The sequence below is a fragment of the Methylobacterium sp. CCH7-A2 genome (assembly GCF_001557075.1).
Taxonomy (GTDB): Bacteria; Pseudomonadota; Alphaproteobacteria; order Rhizobiales; family Beijerinckiaceae; genus Allobosea; species Allobosea massiliensis.
This window is the reverse complement of the sequence record NZ_LSKN01000289.1, coordinates 15,279-32,316: the sequence shown is the minus strand read 5'-3', so window position 1 is coordinate 32,316 and position 17,038 is coordinate 15,279. Positions and strand designations below refer to the sequence as shown.

16 protein-coding genes are annotated in these 17,038 nt (G+C 67.7%); 8 read left to right on the top strand and 8 right to left on the bottom strand.

The genetic code is table 11. The features are described from left to right. Nucleotides 1–19: 19 nt before the first annotated feature. Nucleotides 20–928: a LysR substrate-binding domain-containing protein gene (locus tag AX750_RS21395; RefSeq protein ID WP_066716461.1), complete on the bottom strand. Its 909-nt coding sequence runs from the start codon at nucleotides 926–928 to the stop codon at nucleotides 20–22. A 138-nt stretch (nucleotides 929–1,066) separates the two neighbouring features. Here AX750_RS21395 and argH point away from each other — a divergent pair, with 138 nt between their 5' ends. The 4 genes from argH to AX750_RS21375 are packed head-to-tail and all read left to right on the top strand — an operon-like array spanning nucleotide 1,067 to nucleotide 5,006. Next, nucleotides 1,067–2,491: an argininosuccinate lyase gene (argH, locus tag AX750_RS21390; protein WP_066716464.1), complete on the top strand. Its 1,425-nt coding sequence runs from the start codon at nucleotides 1,067–1,069 to the stop codon at nucleotides 2,489–2,491. Next, entirely contained in the window at nucleotides 2,488–3,357 is an 870-nt protein-coding gene (locus AX750_RS21385) for an amino acid ABC transporter permease (RefSeq protein WP_066716466.1), read from the top strand. Before argH ends, AX750_RS21385 begins: the two co-directional genes overlap by 4 nt. Continuing rightward, entirely contained in the window at nucleotides 3,350–4,126 is a 777-nt protein-coding gene (locus AX750_RS21380; RefSeq protein WP_066716598.1) for an amino acid ABC transporter ATP-binding protein, read from the top strand. The genes AX750_RS21385 and AX750_RS21380 overlap by 8 nt, the downstream gene beginning before the upstream one ends. A 40-nt stretch (nucleotides 4,127–4,166) precedes the next feature. Then, nucleotides 4,167–5,006: an ABC transporter substrate-binding protein gene (locus tag AX750_RS21375; RefSeq protein ID WP_082732985.1), complete on the top strand. Its 840-nt coding sequence runs from the start codon at nucleotides 4,167–4,169 to the stop codon at nucleotides 5,004–5,006. Nucleotides 5,007–5,058: 52 nt separating this feature from the next. On the opposite strand, the gene AX750_RS21370 is transcribed toward AX750_RS21375, so the two are convergent. After that, the gene (locus AX750_RS21370; protein ID WP_066716469.1) at nucleotides 5,059–5,361 is read right to left on the bottom strand and encodes a hypothetical protein; all 303 of its coding nucleotides are present in this window, start codon (nucleotides 5,359–5,361) and stop codon (nucleotides 5,059–5,061) included. A gap of 5 nt (nucleotides 5,362–5,366) precedes the next feature. Beyond that, nucleotides 5,367–6,377 (bottom strand): 1-aminocyclopropane-1-carboxylate deaminase, encoded by a 1,011-nt coding sequence (locus AX750_RS21365; RefSeq protein ID WP_066716472.1) that lies wholly within the window; start codon nucleotides 6,375–6,377, stop codon nucleotides 5,367–5,369. A gap of 159 nt (nucleotides 6,378–6,536) precedes the next feature. Here AX750_RS21365 and AX750_RS21360 point away from each other — a divergent pair, with 159 nt between their 5' ends. After that, nucleotides 6,537–7,001, top strand: a complete 465-nt coding sequence (locus AX750_RS21360; RefSeq protein ID WP_066716475.1) for an Lrp/AsnC family transcriptional regulator — start codon at nucleotides 6,537–6,539, stop codon at nucleotides 6,999–7,001. Between the two features lie 117 nt (nucleotides 7,002–7,118). Here AX750_RS21360 and urtE read toward each other — a convergent pair whose 3' ends face one another. From urtE to urtA, 5 genes are all read right to left on the bottom strand, one after another. After that, nucleotides 7,119–7,814, bottom strand: coding sequence for an urea ABC transporter ATP-binding subunit UrtE (gene urtE / locus AX750_RS21355; protein ID WP_066716478.1), 696 nt, complete (start codon nucleotides 7,812–7,814; stop codon nucleotides 7,119–7,121). Between the two features lie 2 nt (nucleotides 7,815–7,816). Beyond that, nucleotides 7,817–8,581: an urea ABC transporter ATP-binding protein UrtD gene (urtD, locus tag AX750_RS21350; RefSeq protein ID WP_066716481.1), complete on the bottom strand. Its 765-nt coding sequence runs from the start codon at nucleotides 8,579–8,581 to the stop codon at nucleotides 7,817–7,819. 5 nt (nucleotides 8,582–8,586) lie between these two features. After that, nucleotides 8,587–9,726, bottom strand: a complete 1,140-nt coding sequence (gene urtC, locus AX750_RS21345) for an urea ABC transporter permease subunit UrtC (protein WP_066716484.1) — start codon at nucleotides 9,724–9,726, stop codon at nucleotides 8,587–8,589. After that, complete coding sequence (gene urtB / locus AX750_RS21340) at nucleotides 9,723–11,282, bottom strand: urea ABC transporter permease subunit UrtB (RefSeq protein ID WP_066716602.1); 1,560 nt, start codon at nucleotides 11,280–11,282, stop codon at nucleotides 9,723–9,725. Before urtB ends, urtC begins: the two co-directional genes overlap by 4 nt. A 190-nt stretch (nucleotides 11,283–11,472) precedes the next feature. After that, the gene (gene urtA / locus AX750_RS21335) at nucleotides 11,473–12,702 is read right to left on the bottom strand and encodes an urea ABC transporter substrate-binding protein (protein WP_082732986.1); all 1,230 of its coding nucleotides are present in this window, start codon (nucleotides 12,700–12,702) and stop codon (nucleotides 11,473–11,475) included. Nucleotides 12,703–13,403: 701 nt separating this feature from the next. Between urtA and rnr the strand changes: the two genes are divergently transcribed. The 3 genes from rnr to AX750_RS21320 are packed head-to-tail and all read left to right on the top strand — an operon-like array spanning nucleotide 13,404 to nucleotide 16,923. Continuing rightward, complete coding sequence (rnr, locus tag AX750_RS21330; protein WP_348626296.1) at nucleotides 13,404–15,746, top strand: ribonuclease R; 2,343 nt, start codon at nucleotides 13,404–13,406, stop codon at nucleotides 15,744–15,746. Further along, nucleotides 15,746–16,192, top strand: a complete 447-nt coding sequence (locus AX750_RS21325) for a DUF983 domain-containing protein (RefSeq protein WP_066716491.1) — start codon at nucleotides 15,746–15,748, stop codon at nucleotides 16,190–16,192. Before rnr ends, AX750_RS21325 begins: the two co-directional genes overlap by 1 nt. Then, the gene (locus AX750_RS21320; RefSeq protein WP_066716492.1) at nucleotides 16,189–16,923 is read left to right on the top strand and encodes an NUDIX hydrolase; all 735 of its coding nucleotides are present in this window, start codon (nucleotides 16,189–16,191) and stop codon (nucleotides 16,921–16,923) included. The genes AX750_RS21325 and AX750_RS21320 overlap by 4 nt, the downstream gene beginning before the upstream one ends. The last annotated feature ends 115 nt before the right edge of the window (nucleotides 16,924–17,038 follow it).

The following is a 17,038-nucleotide window of genomic DNA, read 5'->3' as shown; positions in this document are numbered from 1 at the left end:
GATGCGAGGCCACGGATTTTCAGCGCGCTTCTCGCATCCCGGCGGCCTCCGCGACAAGCCAGTCCCGCAACAGCGCGAAGGCCGGGCTCGGGGGGCGATCGGAGGGATAGGTCAGCCAGTAGCCGTGGCGGCTGCGAAAACCGAGCCCGGCCGGATTGACGAGCTGGCCGCTCGCCAATTCCTCGCCGACCAGCGTGCGGGGCACCAGCGCCAGTCCTTGGCCGGCGATGGCGGCGCGGATGACGAGCGCATAGAAGCCGAACCGAATCACCCGCTGGGGCGCGAGGCCGACGACGCCGTTCGCCTCGCCGAAGTCGCTCCAGCGCAGCGGCGTCTGGAAATGGTCGAGCACCGGAAATCGCGCGACGTCGGCTGCGCTCTCGAGACCGCCGAAGCGGCCGAAGACATCGGGAGCGCCGACCAGAACCACGTCGCGGCCGAAGAGATAGTCGCAGACCTGGCCGGGCCAGTCGCCCTCGCCGAAGCGGAAGATGGCGTCGGGCGGCTCACTGGTGTCATGGGTGACGAAAGTGGTGAACTGCACGTCGATCTCGGGATGCCGGTCGGAAAAGCCCGAGAAGCGCGGCACCAGCCAGCGATCGCCCAGGATCGGCAGCACATGCAGCCTGACGCGGTGCTGTGCCGGGCGAAACGGCGCCATCCCGGCGACGGCCGCCACCAGACCCGACAGGGCCGCGCGCGCCGGCTCGATGAAGGCGCGGCCGGCCTCGGTGGGCTCGAGACCGCGGCGGTTGCGCCTGAACAGCGGCACGCCGACGATCTGCTCGACGGCCTTGAGCTGCTTGCTGACCGCGCTCTGCGTCATGTTGAGTTCGAGCGCCGCGCCGGAGCAGGAGGCGTGACGCGCCACGGCCTCGACGACGCGCAGGCCGGTGGTCGACGGCAAGGGATGCGACGGCCCGCTCATCCCGACATTTTAAGGGACGTTGCCGATCCGGCAAAGAGGTATTCCGAAATGGAATGATCGTGGGAAATCATCTCCTTTGCCGGCGGGGCCGTCCTCGCCCTAGGCTTCCCCGAAGAGACATCGTGCCGGAGTTGATCTGTGAACCAGCCCTTGCGCCTCTGGGGTGGCCGCTTCGGCGCCGAGCCCGATCCGTCTTTGACTCGCCTCTCCCGCTCGGAGCCGAGCTATTTCCGGCTCGCGCCCTATGATCTGGCCGGTTCGCGCGCCCATATCCGCGAACTCGGCCGCGCCGGGCTTCTCGACGATGGCGAGATCGCCACAATCCTGAGGGCCATCGACGAGGTGGCGCAGCAGCATGCCGCCGGGCTGATCGAGCCCTGGCCGGAGGACGAGGACGTCCACACCTTCCTGGAGCGGGTGCTGACCCAGAAGCTCGGACCGCTCGGCGGGAAGATCCGCGCCGGGCGCTCGCGCAACGACCAGGCCGCCAACGATCTCAAGCTGTTCCTGCGCCACCGGGCGCGGACGCTGATGACGGAGCTCATGGCGCTGCAGGATGCGCTCGTCGCCCAAGCGCAGGCCCACAAGGCGACGCCGGTGCCCGGCGTGACCCATCTCCAGGCGGCCCAACCGATCACCTTCGGCCATCATCTTCTCGCCCATGCCCAGGCTTTCTCGCGCGATGCAGGCCGGCTGATGGACTGGGATGCGCGCAATGCCGTCTCCCCGCTGGGGGCCGCGGCCTTGGCGGGCTCGGCGATTGCGCTCAATCCCGAGCTGTCGGCCGAAGAGCTCGGCTATGACGCCTCCTTCGAGAATTCGGTCGACGCGGTCGGCGCGCGGGACCATGTCGCCGAATTCCTGTTCGTCGCCGCAATGCTCGCGGTGCATCTGTCGCGCCTGGCCGAGGAGATCGTGATCTGGTGCACCCAGCCCTATCGCTGGATCTCGCTGCACGATTCCTTCGCGACCGGCTCCTCGATCATGCCGCAGAAGAAGAACCCCGACATCGCCGAGCTGACGCGCGGACGCTCGGCCCGGCTGATCGGCGGCGTGACCACGATGCTGGCCGCCTTGAAGAGCCTGCCCTTGTCCTACAACCGCGACCTCGCCGAGGATAAGCGCGCCGCCTTCGAGGCCGTCGACGGGCTGGCGCTGGTGCTGCCGGCGATGGCGGGCATGGTCGCGACGATGACCGTCGAGACCGAGACGATGCGGAAGGCCGCGTCGCAGGGCTTCACGCTCGCCACCGAGGTCGCCGATTTCCTGGCGCGCAAGGGCGTTCCCTTCAGCACGGCGCATGACATCACCGGCGCGCTGGTGCGACTCTGCGAGGAGCGCGACTGCGAGCTCCACGAGATCGACGATGCCGATCTGGCGGCCGTCGATCCTCGCCTGACGCCCGATATCCGCGAGCATCTGACGCTCGAGGCCGCGCTGGACGCCCGCATGGCCCGGGGCGGTACCTCGCCAGCACGCGTCGCCGAGCAGATCGAGCGGCTGTCGCGCGATCTGGCCCGGCAGCGCGCCTGGGCGCTGGAGTACCGGGGGCCGACGCCATGACCCAGCCCACGCGGACGGCATCTCACTTCGACCCAGCCATCCTGAGCCTGCCCCGGGTCGGACGCCTGCATCTCGGGCGCTGGCTCTCGGCCGCGCTGGTGCTGCTGGCCCTGGCACTGGTGATCAAGGCCTTCGCCGAGGGCGACATCGCCTGGAAGGTCGTCGGCCAGTTCTTCACCGCGCCGGCCATCCTCGGCGGGCTCGTCAACACCGTCATCATGACGGTCTGCGCCATGGCGCTGGGCATCGCGCTGGGCGTCCTCTTCGCCATCATGGCGATGTCGCCCAATGGCGTGATGCGGGGCTGCGCCGCCTTCTACATCTGGTTCTTCCGCGGCACGCCGCTGATCCTGCAGCTGCTGATCTGGTTCAACCTCGCGCTGGTGTTCCCGACCCTCGGCATCCCCGGCCTGTTCTCGGTCCGGACGATCGACGTGATCGGGCCCTTCATGGCGACGCTGCTGGGGCTCGGCATCAATCAGGGGGCCTATACGGCGGAGGTCGTCCGCTCCGGCATCCTCTCGGTCGATCACGGCCAGACCGAAGCCGCCAAGGCGATCGGCATGACACGGCTGACGACGCTGCGCCGGATCGTGCTGCCGCAGGCGATGCGGGTGATCATCCCGCCCGTCGGCAACGAGGTGGTCAGCATGGTCAAGCTGACCTCGATCGCCAGCGTGATCCAGTTCTCCGAGATCCTGCGCAACGCCCAGACGATCTATTACGCCAATGCCCGCGTCATCGAACTGCTGATCGTCGCCGCCGGCTGGTACCTGATCGTGGTGTCGATCCTGTCGCTCGGCCAGATCGCGCTCGAACGGCATTTCGCCAAGGGGCGTGCCGGCGCGGGAGGTCGACATGGCTGAGACCGGCATCCCGATGGTCAAGGCGCTGTCGGTCACCAAGCGCTTCGGCACGCTGGCCGCGCTCGACGACGTCTCGCTCGAGATCGCACCCGGCGAGGTCGTCTGCATCGTCGGGCCTTCGGGCTCCGGCAAATCGACGCTGCTGCGCTGCATCAACCAGCTCGAGCGCATCGACTCCGGCGCGATCTGGGTCGATGGCGAACTCACCGGCTTCCGGCAGGAGGGCGGACGGCTGGTCGAGCTGACCGACCGCGACATCGCCCGGCAGCGGCTGGCCAGCGGCATGGTCTTCCAGCGCTTCAATCTCTTCGCCCATATGACGGCGCTGCAGAACATCATCGAGGGGCCGGTGACGGTCCTGAAGCGCCAGCGGCGCGATGCGATCGCCGAAGCCGAGGCGCTGCTCGCGCGCGTCGGCCTGGCGGAGAAACGCGACGCCTATCCGTCCGAACTCTCCGGCGGCCAGCAGCAGCGCGTCGCCATCGCCCGCGCATTGGCCATGAAGCCGCGCCTGATGCTGTTCGACGAGCCGACCTCGGCGCTCGATCCCGAACTCGTCGGCGAAGTCTTGGCCGTGATGCGCGACCTCGCCCGCAGCGGCATGACGATGATCGTGGTGACGCATGAGCTGGGCTTCGCCCGCGAAGTCGCCAGCCGGGTCGTCTTCATGGACCAGGGCCGGCTCGTCGAGCAGGGCCCGCCGGCCCAGGTTCTGGGAGCGCCGCAGCAGCAGCGCACCCGCGACTTCATCGCCGCCGTCCTGAGCTGACCCACCCCATCATCAAGCGCCGCTTCCAGAGGAGTTTCCCATGTCCCAGATGACCCGCAGCCTGATCGCCGCGCTCGCCCTCGCCCTGCCTGCCGCCGCTTCGGCCCAGGAGCTTCCGGCGCGCATCAAGTCCGCCGGCAAGATCGTGGTCGCAACGCAGCCGAACTACCCGCCGATCACCTTCAAGGACACGGCGACCAACACGCTGACCGGGCTCGACATCGAGCTTGGCGAGGCGATCGGCGCCGAACTCGGCGTCAAGATCGAATGGCAGGAAACCGCCTTCGCGCAGATGCTGCCCTCGCTGCAGACGGGCCGCGTCGATATGGTCATGGCCGGCATGTCGGACAATGCAGCCCGGCGCGAGACCGTGGATTTCGTCAACTACTTCGCGTCCGGCGCGCAGTTCTACACGATCACGGCGCTGGCGGCCTCGGGCATCAAGACCACCGACGACCTCTGCGGCAAGAGCGTGGGCGCCAGCCGCTCCACCACCTGGCCGGCCGAAATGGAGAAGTGGAGCCAGGCCAACTGCGTCGCCAAGGGCAAGCCGGCGATGACGATCGTCGGGACCGAGGGCTCGGTCGATGCCCGCACGCAGCTCAAGACGCAGCGGCTGCAGGCGGCTGTCCAGGGCAGCGAGACGATGCCCTATTTCCTGAAGCTCGAGCCCAACACCTATGTGCCGCTGGGCACGCCCTTCACCGATGTCCGCGCCGGCATCCCCTTCGCCAAGACCGCGGAGGGCAACCAGCTGCGCGACGCGGTCAAGGGCGCTCTCGACCGGCTCAAGGCCAAGGGCGGCTATGACGCGATCTTCGCGAAATACGGCCTGCAGAGCAGCGCCCTGCCGGCGATCACGGTCAACGCAGGCAAGTGAGCCCTCCTGCCCTCGCCCGGTGTGCCGCAGGCCGCCGGGCGAGCGTGCCGTTTCAGGGAAACATCAGCGCTAAGGGCTCCATCGACCAGAGCGGCTGGACGGCGAGAGGCCGCACCGAGGCCTCGACCGGAAGCGCCCCCTCCTCGCGCCAGCGCGCGACGAGCGCGGTGGCCTCGGCCGCCCGCGTCACCCCGACAGCCAGGACCTCGCGGCCCGGCCGACCCGCCTCGCCCGGGGCGGTGCCGAGAAAGCTGAGCCGGCCTCGCCCCGTCAGCGCAAGCGCACCGAGCCGCTCCAGCAGAGCGGCGCGTTCTGGCGCCCCCGCCTCGAACTCGACCAGGAGGACGACCTCCATCGCGCTCAGCCGTTACGGAAGGTGTAGCTGTAGCCGTTGATCGCCGGTACGCCGCCGAGATGGGCGTAGAGCACCTTCGAGCCGGCGGGGAAGAAGCCCTTCTTCACCAGGTCGATCATGCCCTGCATCGATTTCCCCTCATAGACGGGGTCGGTCATCATGCCCTCGAGCCTGGCGGAGAGCCGGATCGCCTCGATCGTTTCCTTCGAGGGGACCCCGTAGACCGGATAGGCGTAGTCCTCGTTCAGAACGATGTCGTCTGCGACGATGTCCTTGCCGCCAACCAGGGCCGAGGTCTTCTGCGCGATGTCGAGCACCTGCGCTTTGGTCTGGGCCGGGGTGAAGGAGGCGTCGATGCCGATGACGTTGCGCTGGCGGCCGTCCTTGGCGAAGCCGACGACCATGCCGGCATGGGTCGAGCCCGTCACGGTGCAGACGACGATGTAGTCGAACTTGAAGCCGAGCTGTTCCTCCTGCGCCCGCACCTCCTCGGCGAAGCCGACATAGCCGAGGCCGCCGAATTTGTGGACGGAAGCGCCGGCGGGGATCGGATAGGGCTTGCCGCCCTTCGCCTTCACATCCTCCAGCGCCTTCTCCCAGCTTGCGCGAATGCCGATATCGAAGCCCTCGTCGACCAGCTCGACATGCGCGCCCATCACCCGCGACATCAGGATGTTGCCGACGCGGTCATAGACGGCATCGTCATGCGGCACCCAGCTCTCCTGCACGAGGCGGCACTTCATGCCGATCTTGGCGGCGGTCGCCGCGACCATGCGGGTGTGGTTGGACTGGACGCCGCCGATCGAGACCAGCGTGTCGGCTCCAGACGCGATCGCATCCGGCACGATGTATTCGAGCTTGCGCAGCTTGTTGCCGCCGAAGGCGAGGCCGGAATTGCAGTCCTCGCGCTTGGCGAAGAGCTCGACCTGACCGCCGAGATGGGCCGACAAACGCGGCAGCGGCTCGATCGGCGTCGGGCCGAAGGTCAGCGGATAGCGCTCGAATTTCGACAGCATGGTTCTTGCTTGCTCCGGATTGAAGTTCGGAAAAAACTAGCGAGAATTGCCTGAAAGGTGCTTCCGAAGTGGGAGGCGTGGATGACGTCTTGACGACGATGGCTGCTCGGCTGCTTACATATCAAACCATAATCGGCGGCTGTTCTGGAAGATCCTTTCATGGAGCCCAAACTCGACCGGACCGACCTCAAGATTCTGCGGCTGCTGCAGAGCGACGGACGGATGGGCAATGCCGAGATCGCCAAGCGCGTGAACACCAGCGCCGCGACCTGCCACAGGCGGATCCAGCGCCTGTTCGCGGAGGGTTACGTCACGGGTGTGCGGGCGCAGGTCTCGCCGCAAAAGGTCGAGATGGGCACGCTGGCCTTCGTCGGCGTGGTGCTGGACAGATCGACGCCGGAGAGCTTCGGCGATTTCGAGGCGGCGATCCGGGCGATGCCGGTCGTGCTCGACTGCCACATCGTCGCCGGCGACTTCGACTACATCCTGAAGATCCGCGTGCGGGACATGGCGGATTTCAACAAGCTCCACGGCGACAAGCTGATCGCGCTTCCCGGCGTGCGGCAGACCCGCACCTTCTTCGTGATGAAGGAGGTCGTCGACAACGCGCCGCTGGCGTTTTGACGGGGGCCGTGGCTGGCCCTTCCGTCATTGCGAGCGGAGCGAAGCAATCCAGAGCGGCAGTAATCTACGTCTCCTTGATTGCTTCGCTTCGGTCGCAATGACGGCGAAAGGTCGCCCCTACACCTGGATCAGCCGCTGCACCTGGTTGGCGTCGAGGTCCTTCATCGCGCCGGACAGCACGACCTCGCCGCGGTCCATCACGAACATCGTGTCGGCGAGATCGCGGGCGAAGTCGAAATACTGCTCGACCAGCACGATCGCCATGTCGCCCTTGGAGCGCAGATAATCGATCGCGCGGCCGATATCCTTGATGATCGAGGGCTGGATGCCCTCGGTCGGCTCGTCGAGCACCAGCAGTTTGGGTCGGGTCACCAGCGCCCGCGCGATCGCGAGTTGCTGTTGCTGGCCTCCCGAGAGGTCTCCGCCGCGTCGGCCCAGCATGGACTTGAGCACGGGGAACAGGTCGAAGAGTTCGTCCGGGACATAGCGCTCCCGGCGCGGCAGCGGCGCGAAGCCGGTCTCGAGGTTTTCCTTCACACTGAGCAGCGGGAAGACCTCGCGGCCCTGCGGCACGAAACCGATGCCGGCACGGGCGCGGTCCTCGGTGCGCAAGGTCGAGATATCCTCGCCGCGAAAGCCGATCTTGCCGCCGCTGATCGGCTGCTGGCCGACGATGGCGCGCATCAGCGTGGTCTTGCCGACGCCGTTGCGGCCCATCACGCATGTGACCTGGCCGGCCTGCGCGGTGATCGAGACGCGCCGCAGCGCCTGGGCGGCGCCGTAATGCAGGTCGATGGCGTCGACGGTCAGCATGCTCAGCGCCCCAGATAGACTTCGACGACGCGCTCATTGGCGCTGACCTGGTCGAGCGGCCCCTCGGCCAGGACCGAGCCCTCGTGCAGCACCGTGACCTTCACGCCGAGTTCGCGGATGAAGCCCATGTCGTGCTCGACCACGATGACCGAATGGTCCCTGGCGATCTCCTTGAGGAGCACGGCCGTCTCGGCGGTCTCGCCGTCGGTCATGCCGGCGGCGGGCTCGTCCACGAGCAGGAGCTTGGGGTCCTGCGCCAGCAGCATGCCGATCTCGAGCCACTGCTTCTGGCCGTGCGAGAGCGAACCCGCGAGCCGCTCGCGCGCATCGCCCAGCTTGATGATGCCGAGGATGTCGTCGATGCGCTTCTGCTGCGCCGCCGCCGTCTTCCAGAACAGGGTCCGCGCCACCGTGCGCGGCGCCTTCAGCGCCAGAAGGATGTTGTCCTCGATGGTGTGGAAGTCGAAGACGGTCGGCTTCTGGAACTTGCGGCCGATACCGAGATTGGCGATCGCCGCCTCGTCGAGCCGCGTCAGGTCGATCGAGCCGCCGAACATCACCGTGCCGACGTCTGGCTTGGTCTTGCCGGTGATGATGTCCATCATCGTCGTCTTGCCGGCACCGTTGGGGCCGATGATGGCGCGCATTTCGCCGGGCTCGATCGTCAGCGAGAGGCCGCGGATCGCCTTGAAGCCGTCGAAGGAGACGCTGACGCCGTCGAGATAGAGCAGTGACGAGGTGAGCTGGCCGGGGGTGGGAGCGTTCATGCGCGTCACTCCGCCGGGGCCGGTTCGGGCGTCGTCGCGGGAGCGGGCCTGCGCCGCTTCTCCCACCAGTCCTGCGCCGTGCCGAGGATGCCCTTGGGCATGAACAGGGTGACGAAGACGAAGAGCGCGCCGAGCGCAAACAGCCAGTAGGGTGCCATGAAGCCGGAGGTGAAGATCGTCTTGGCGTAGTTGACGACGACGCCGCCGAGCGCCGCACCCACCAGCGTGCCGCGGCCGCCGACCGCGACCCAGATGACGGTCTCGATCGAGTTGGCCGGGGCGAATTCGCTGGGATTGATGATGCCGACCTGGGGCACGTAGAGCGCCCCCGCGACACCCGCCATGCAGGCCGAGACGGTGAAGACGAAGAGCTTGAAGCGATCGACCCGGTAGCCAAGGAAGCGCGTGCGCGATTCCGCGTCGCGGATCGCGATGACGACCTTGCCGAGCTTCGAGACGACGATGCCGCGCGCGATCAGGAAGCCCGCGATCAGCATGACGCAGGTCATGGAAAACAGAGCCGCACGAGTCGCTTGCGCCTGGACGTTGAAGCCGAGGATGTCCTTGAAATCGGTCAGGCCGTTGTTGCCGCCGAAGCCCATGTCGTTGCGGAAAAAGGCGAGCAGCAGGGCGTAGGTCAGCGCCTGGGTGATGATCGAGAGATAGACGCCGGTGACTCTGCTGCGGAAGGCGAACCAGCCGAAGACGAAGGCGAGCAGCCCCGGCGCGAGCAGCACCATCAGCATCGCGAAGGGGAAGGAGTCGAAGCCGTACCAGTACCAGGGCAGCTCCTTCCAGTTCAGGAAGACCATGAAATCCGGCAGGATCGGGTTGCCATAGGTGCCGCGCGAGCCGATCTGGCGCATCAGATACATGCCCATCGCATAGCCGCCGAGCGCGAAGAAGGCGCCGTGGCCGAGCGAGAGGATGCCGCAATAGCCCCAGACGAGGTCGAGCGAGATCGCCAGCAGCGCGTAGCAGAGATATTTGCCCCAGAGCGACATGGTCGAGGTCGGCACGTGGAAGGGCGAGCCGGCCGGCACGAGCAGGTTCAAAGCCGGGATCAGGATGGCAAGCCCGGCGATGAGGGCGAGGAAGATCGCGCCGCGCCGGTCCATGTCCTGCAGGAGAAAGCGCGCGATCATGCTTCCACCGCCCGGCCCTTGAGCGCGAACAAGCCGCGCGGGCGCTTCTGGATGAAGAGGATGATGAAGACGAGCAGCGCGATCTTGCCGAGCACCGCCCCCGCATAGGGTTCGAGCAGCTTGTTGGCGACACCCAGCGTCATCGCGGCGACCAGCGTGCCCCAGAGATTGCCGACGCCGCCGAAGACCACGACCATGAAGCTGTCGATGATGTAGCTCTGGCCGAGATTGGGGCTGACATTGTCGATCTGCGAGAGCGCGACGCCCGCCAGCCCCGCCACGCCGGAGCCCAGCCCGAAGGTGAGCGCATCGACGCGGCCGGTCCGGATGCCCATGGCCGAGGCCATGCGCCGGTTCTGGGTGACGGCGCGCATCTGCAGGCCGATCGGCGTCAGCTTCAGGATCGCCAGCAGGGCCGCGAAGACGAGGATCGCGAAGACGATGATCCAGAGCCGGTTCCAGGTGATCGCCATCTCGCCGATCTCGAAGGCGCCCGACATGAAGGCGGGCGCGCCGACCTCGCGGTTGGTCGGCCCGAAGACGGTGCGGACCGCCTGCTGCAGGATCAGGCTGATGCCCCAGGTCGCCAGCAGCGTCTCCAGCGGCCGGCCATAGAGGAAGCGGATCACGCCGCGCTCGATGGCGATGCCCACCAGCCCCGCCACGAGGAAGGCGAGCGGCACGGCGATCAGCAGCGAATAGTCGAACAGGCCCGGGAAGCGGGCGCGGATGACCTCCTGGACGATGAAGGTCGTGTAGGCGCCGATCATGACCATCTCGCCATGGGCCATGTTGATCACGCCCATCACACCGAAGGTAATGGCGAGCCCGATGGCGGCGAGCAGGAGGACCGAGCCGAGCGAGAGCCCATACCAGAGGTTCTGTCCGGCCCGCCAGAGCGCCAGCCGGCCCTCGATGTCGGAGATGGCGCGGGCCTGCGCCTCCTTCAGCGAGGCGGAGGCATCGGCCGGCAGGGAGCGCAGCGTCGCCAGCGCATCCTGGTCGCCGCGCTCGCGCAGCACGTCGATGGCGGCGATCCGGTCGAAGGGGGGCGCGTCGGATTTCGCGACGAGGATGGCGGCCTGTGCCTGCCGCAGCGCCGCCTTGACGCGGGCATTCGTCTCCTTGGCGATGGCGCCTTCGAGCACGGGCAGCAGCGAGGCGTCGCGCGACTTGAACACGGCCTCCGCCGCGGCGATGCGTTTGCCGGCGTCGGGATTGAGCAGGCCGAGCCCGCCGAGCGCGCCCTGGATGGTGCGGCGCACGCTGTTGTTGAGCCGCACGGCCGCAAGACCCGCGGGCGCCGCGGGCAGGGTCGCGCCGGTGCGGGCGTCGAGGATGCGGCCGTCGGGCATCCGCACCACGACGGCACCGCCACCGGCCAGCAGCCGGCCCTCGGCCAGCGCCTCGATGATCAACGCCGCCTGCGGATGCGCCTGGGCGATCAGCAGCTCGATGGCGCGGTTGGTTTCGGAGAAACTGTCGGCACCGAGCCGGGCAAAGGCGTCGTCGGCGCTCTGGGCGGGGGCTGCACCCGGATGGAGCGCGAGCAACATCGCCAGCGCCAGGGTGCGCAGGAGGCAGGGCAGGATCCGCATGGGCTCGCTTCGCATGGTCCGTCGGCGGGCGGGGCGCGGCGCCGGATCGTCTGTGGCGAACACCCCCGGCCCGAGCCGGGGGTGCCGCTGATTGCGAGGGCCGGCCGGGCCTTATGGCGCCCGTGCCGGCCCTCCCCCTCTCAAGTCGTCAGGCGCCGCCGCACTTGCCGGTCTTGGTGTTGAAGTTGCCGCATTTCTTCTCGACCCAGTCGCCGATCAGGTCCTTGGAGCCTTCGAGGTGCTTGGACCATGCGTCGCCGGGAACGAGATCGGTCTTCGAGACCACGTCGAACTGGCCGTCGGCCTTGATCTCGCCGATCAGGACGGGCTTGGTGATGTGGTGGTTGGGGAGCATCGTCGAGATGCCCCCGGTCAGGTTCGGCGCGGTGATGCCCGGCAGCGCGTCGATCACCTTGTCGGGATCGAAGCTCTTGGCCTTCTCGACCGCCTTCACCCACATGGCGAAGCCAATGACATGGGCCTCCATCGGGTCGTTGGTGACGGCCTTGTCGTTCTTCTTGAAGGCCTTCCACTGCTTGATGAAGGCCTCGTTCTCCGGCGTCTTCACCGACTGGAAGTAGTTCCAGGCGGCGAGATGGCCGACCAGCGGCTTGGTGTCGATGCCGGCCAGCTCTTCCTCGCCGACCGAGAAGGCGATGACCGGGATATCGGTCGCCTTGATGCCCTGGTTGCCGAGCTCCTTGTAGAACGGCACGTTGGCGTCACCGTTGATGGTCGAGACCACGGCCGTCTTCTTGCCGGCGGTGCCGAACTTCTTGATGTCGGAGACGATCGTCTGCCAGTCGGAATGCCCGAACGGCGTGTAGTTGATCATGATGTCCTCCTTGGCCACGCCCTTGGCGAGCAGATAGGCCTCGAGGATCTTGTTGGTCGTGCGCGGATAGACGTAGTCGGTGCCGGCCAGCACCCAGCGCTGGACCTTCTCTTCCTTGGCGAGATAGTCGACGGCGGGGATCGCCTGCTGGTTCGGCGCGGCGCCCGTATAGAACACGTTGCGCTCGCTCTCCTCGCCCTCGTACTGGACGGGGTAGAACAGGATCGAGTTCAGCTCCTTGAAGACCGGCAGCACGGACTTGCGGGACACCGAGGTCCAGCAGCCGAACACGACCGAGACCTTGTCCTTAGTGATGAGTTCGCGCGCCTTCTCGGCGAAGAGCGGCCAGTTCGAGGCAGGGTCGACCACGACCGGCTCGAGCTTCTTGCCGAGCACGCCGCCCTTCTTGTTCTGCTCCTCGATGAGCATGAGCATGACGTCCTTCAACGTCGTCTCGGAAATGGCCATCGTGCCCGAGAGCGAGTGGAGGATGCCGACCTTGATGGTCTCCTGCGCCGCCGCCGGCAGAAGGGTGGCAAGCATGGTGGCGCCCGCGAGAGCGGCGCCTAGAACTGTGCGACGTGTGGTGTTCACGGATGATCCCCCGAACCGACCCTGGTTGGCCGCGCCTGCGGACCGAGGCGTCGGCGGGCCTCCCCGGCCCGGTTCAGGTGGCTGGCAAAGGACGTGCCAACCTCGGGAATACCGCTGCACCGCACCACAAATCTCTGTCACCAGAGGCCGCCCGACAGCATTTCCTGCGACGCCCTCCCTTAGCCACGCAATGTTCATGCGGATATGGCTGATTTGCCTGATCTGTAGGCAACTCATCTGCCTATCGGACAGGCATTCGGCTGTCGTATTGCCGAGAGGCCCGGCAGCACCGGGATGGGCGCCACGGAAGCCCGCTTGCTTTTTGACATTTACGACCCGTCGGGAATCGCCCTAGCCTCTCCCTGCCGGTAACAAATGAAAGGAGGTGATCCAGTGTCTCATTGTCATCAACCGCTGGTTCAAGGCGGGCAGACAGGGTCTCTCTCTCCGTGGGGGTCTTGTTCCGCCTGAGTTTTGGACCTTCAGGCCCGGTTACCGGGGCTGCGGTTCGGCAATGGAAGGGCTGTCCGCGAGGGCGGCCCTTCTTCCGTTGCAGGGGCGGAATCCGCTGCGGGTTCTGGTATCGCCCGCCCTCGCATGCCACATCAGGCGGATGACGCAGTTCCCGCCCCATCCCGAGAGCCTCGGCCTTGTCCGCTCCTGACCCCAGCCGCGAGGCGATCCTCGACTTCATCGAGGCGGAGCGCGAGGCCGGCCGCGAGGTTGGCCGCCGCGAGATCGCCAAGGCCTTCGGGCTGTCGGGTGGCGGCAAGATCTGGCTCAAGCGCCTGCTCAAGGAGCTCGAGGAAGAGGGCGAGACCGGCGGCGACGGCGTCGCCCGGCCGGTGCATCCGCGTGGCGCCCTGCCCCCCGTGCTGCTCTGCGAGATCAAGGGCAAGGATCGCGACGGCGACGCCTATGCCCTGCCGCTCGAGTGGAACGAGGCCGAGCAGGGTGTCGCGCCGCGCATTCTGGTCGAGCGGCCGCGCGAATTCCGGGCCAAGCGCCATGCCGCGCCGGCTCCGGCTTTTGGCGACCAGGTGCTGCTGAAGCTGACTCGGCTGAAGGGCATCGAGGGCTATGGGTATTCCGGCCGCGTGCTCAAGGTCATGGGCAAGGGCAAGGCGCAGGTGCTCGGCATCTTCCGCGCCATGCCGGACGGTTCGGGCCGGCTGATCCCGATCGACAAGAAGGCGCAGGGCCGCGAGGCGCTGATCCCGAAGGGCCAGACCGGCGATGCGCAGGACGGCGATCTCGTCTCGGTGGCGCTGCGACGCGAAACGCGCTTCGGGCCGCCGGAGGCGCAGGTCAATGAGCGTCTGGGCTCGCTGAAATCCGAGCGGGCGGTCAGCCTGATCGCAATCCACGCCCATGGCATTCCCCATGTCTTCCAGCCCGCCACGATCGCGGAAGCCGAAGCCGTGCGGCCGGCCGGCCCGGCGGGACGCGAGGACTGGCGCGCGCTGCCGCTGATCACGATCGACCCCGCCGATGCCAAGGACCATGACGACGCGGTCCATGCCGCGCCCGACGCCGACCCGGACAATCCCGGTGGCCATGTCGTCACCGTCGCCATCGCCGATGTCGCGGCCTATGTCCGGCCGGGCTCGGCGCTCGATCGCGAGGCGCTGGAGCGCGGCAACTCGGTCTATTTCCCCGACCGCGTCGTGCCGATGCTGCCGGAGCGGATTTCCAACGATCTCTGCTCGCTGCGTGAGGGCGAGGACCGGCCGGCGCTGGCCGTGCGGCTCGTGCTGAAGGCCGATGGCTCGAAGAAGAGCCATTCCTTCCACCGCATCTTGATGCGCTCCGCCGCCAAGCTCTCCTACCAGCAGGCGCAGGCCGCGATCGACGGACAGGGCGACGAGAAGGGCGCGGCCGTCCGCGACACCATCCTGATGCCGCTCTGGGCGGCCTATGGCGTGGCGGCCCGCGCCCGCGATGCGCGCCAGCCGCTCGATCTCGACCTGCCCGAGCGCAAGCTGATCCTGAAGCCCGACGGCTCGGTCGACCGCGTCATCGTCCCGGAGCGGCTGGCGGCCCACAAGCTGATCGAGGAGTTCATGATCCTCGCCAATGTCGCGGCGGCGGAGACGCTGGAAAAGGCCGGGAGCCTCCTGGTCTATCGCTGCCATGACGAGCCTTCGCTCGAGAAGATGCGCGCACTCGGCGAGGTGCTGGCCTTGATCGGCATCAAGCTGCCGAAGGAAGGCGTGTTGCGGCCGGCGCTGTTCAACCGCATTCTCGGCATGATCAAGGGCTCGGAGAACGAGATCTTCATCAACGAGGTGGTGCTGCGCAGCCAGGCCCAGGCGGAGTATGTCGCCGAAAATTACGGGCATTTCGGGCTCAACCTGCGCCGCTACGCCCATTTCACCTCGCCGATCCGGCGCTATGCCGATCTCGTCGTCCACCGCGCGCTGATCGCCGCCCAGCGCTTCGGCGAGGACGGCCTGCCGAAGGGCACGACGCTGGAAGCACTGCGCGAGGTCTCGACGCGGATTTCCGCCGCCGAGCGGCGCGCCATGGCGGCCGAGCGCGAAACGGTCGACCGGCTGATCGCGCATTTCCTCGCCGATCAGATCGGTGCCTCCTTCGACGGGCGCATCGGCGGCGTCAACAAGGCCGGGCTTTTCGTCAAGCTCGACGGCACGGGCGCCGACGGCTTCATTCCCGCCTCGACGCTGGGGGCGGACTATTACCGTTACGACGAGGCGGCGCATGCGCTGATCGGCGAGCGCACGGGCGAGAGCTTCCGCCTCGGCGACCGCGTCCATGTCAAGCTGGTCGAGGCCGCACCCGTCGCGGGTGCGCTGCGCTTCGAGCTGCTCTCGGCCGGCCGGGCGGCAACGGGAGGCGGCCTGGGCGGACGTGGCCCCGCGCCTCGTCGCGGCAAGGGCGGCGCCTTCGGCGGTCCGCCCGGCGGCCGCAGCGGCCCGGGGCGCTTCGCCAAGGGCAAGGCGGGCAAGCCCAAATCGGGAAAGAGGCGGTGATGGCGGTCCAGATCCACACGGCGAACCCTCAACCGCAGGCACGGGACTGGCGCCGGGCGATCGGCAACGGCCTGCGCGGACGCTGTCCGCATTGCGGCCAGGGACGGCTGTTCAAGGGCTTCCTGAAGCCGGTCGACAGTTGCGAGGCCTGCGGCGAGGCGCTGCATCACCAGCGCGCCGACGATCTGCCGCCCTATGTCGTCATCACCATCGTCGGCCATGTCGTCGTCGGCGGGCTGCTGCTGGCGGAGAAGTATGCCGACTGGTCGATGGGCCTGCATATGGCGGTCTGGCCGGCGCTGACCGTCATCCTCTCGCTATTGCTGATGCAGCCGGTCAAGGGCGGCGTCATCGGCCTGCAATGGGCCCTGCGCATGCACGGCTTCGGCGGCCGGCCCGACACGGCCGAGCGCCAACCCCTTCCGCCTGCGGTGCAGCAGCCATGAACGACCATGCCGTCACCCTGACCAATGCCGAACGCGTCCGCGTCGCCGTCAACCAGCGGCCGCGCGACGCGGCGACGATGATGATCCTCGACCGCGCGGCGGCGAAGCCGCGGATCCTGATGGGCAAGCGCCATCCCGGCCATAAATTCATGCCGGGGAAGTACGTCTTCCCGGGTGGCCGGGTCGATCCCGGCGACCGGCGGATGGCTGCAACGGGGGCGCTCCCCCAGATCTGCGAGGACCGGCTGCTGAAGCGGACCCTGCGCCCGAGCGCCGGCAAGGCGCGGGCTCTGGCGCTCGCCGCGATCCGAGAGACCTTCGAGGAGACCGGCCTGCTCTTCGGCTCCACCGAATTCGGCGCGCCGGAGAAGGCCCCGGCCGGAAGCTGGGCCGATTTCGCCGGCCACGGCATCTTTCCGGATCTGTCGGCGGTGACCTTCGTCGCGCGTGCGATCACGCCGCCGCGGCGCCCGAAGCGCTTTGACACCCGTTTCTTCACGGTCGACGCCACGGCGAGCGCCAAGCGCATCGAGAACGTCGTCGGGCCCGATTCGGAACTGATCGACCTCGTCTGGGTCGACTTCGACGAGGCCAAGGAACTCGACCTGCCGACCATCACCAAGGTCATCATCCAGGAGGTGGAAGCGCGGATCGCCGGCGGTTTTGCGCCCTGGCTGCCGGTGCCGTTCTATTGGGAGAAGAACGGCCGCTTCGTGCGCGAGGAGCTTTGACGCGTCCTCCGTCCCGCCGGGCGGTCGCCGCACCGATCCGCCTTGACTTCGGCGCCCCTTTCCGGCATTCCCACGCCCGACGGTTTGCCGGGCTCGCCCGGCCTTTCTGATTTTC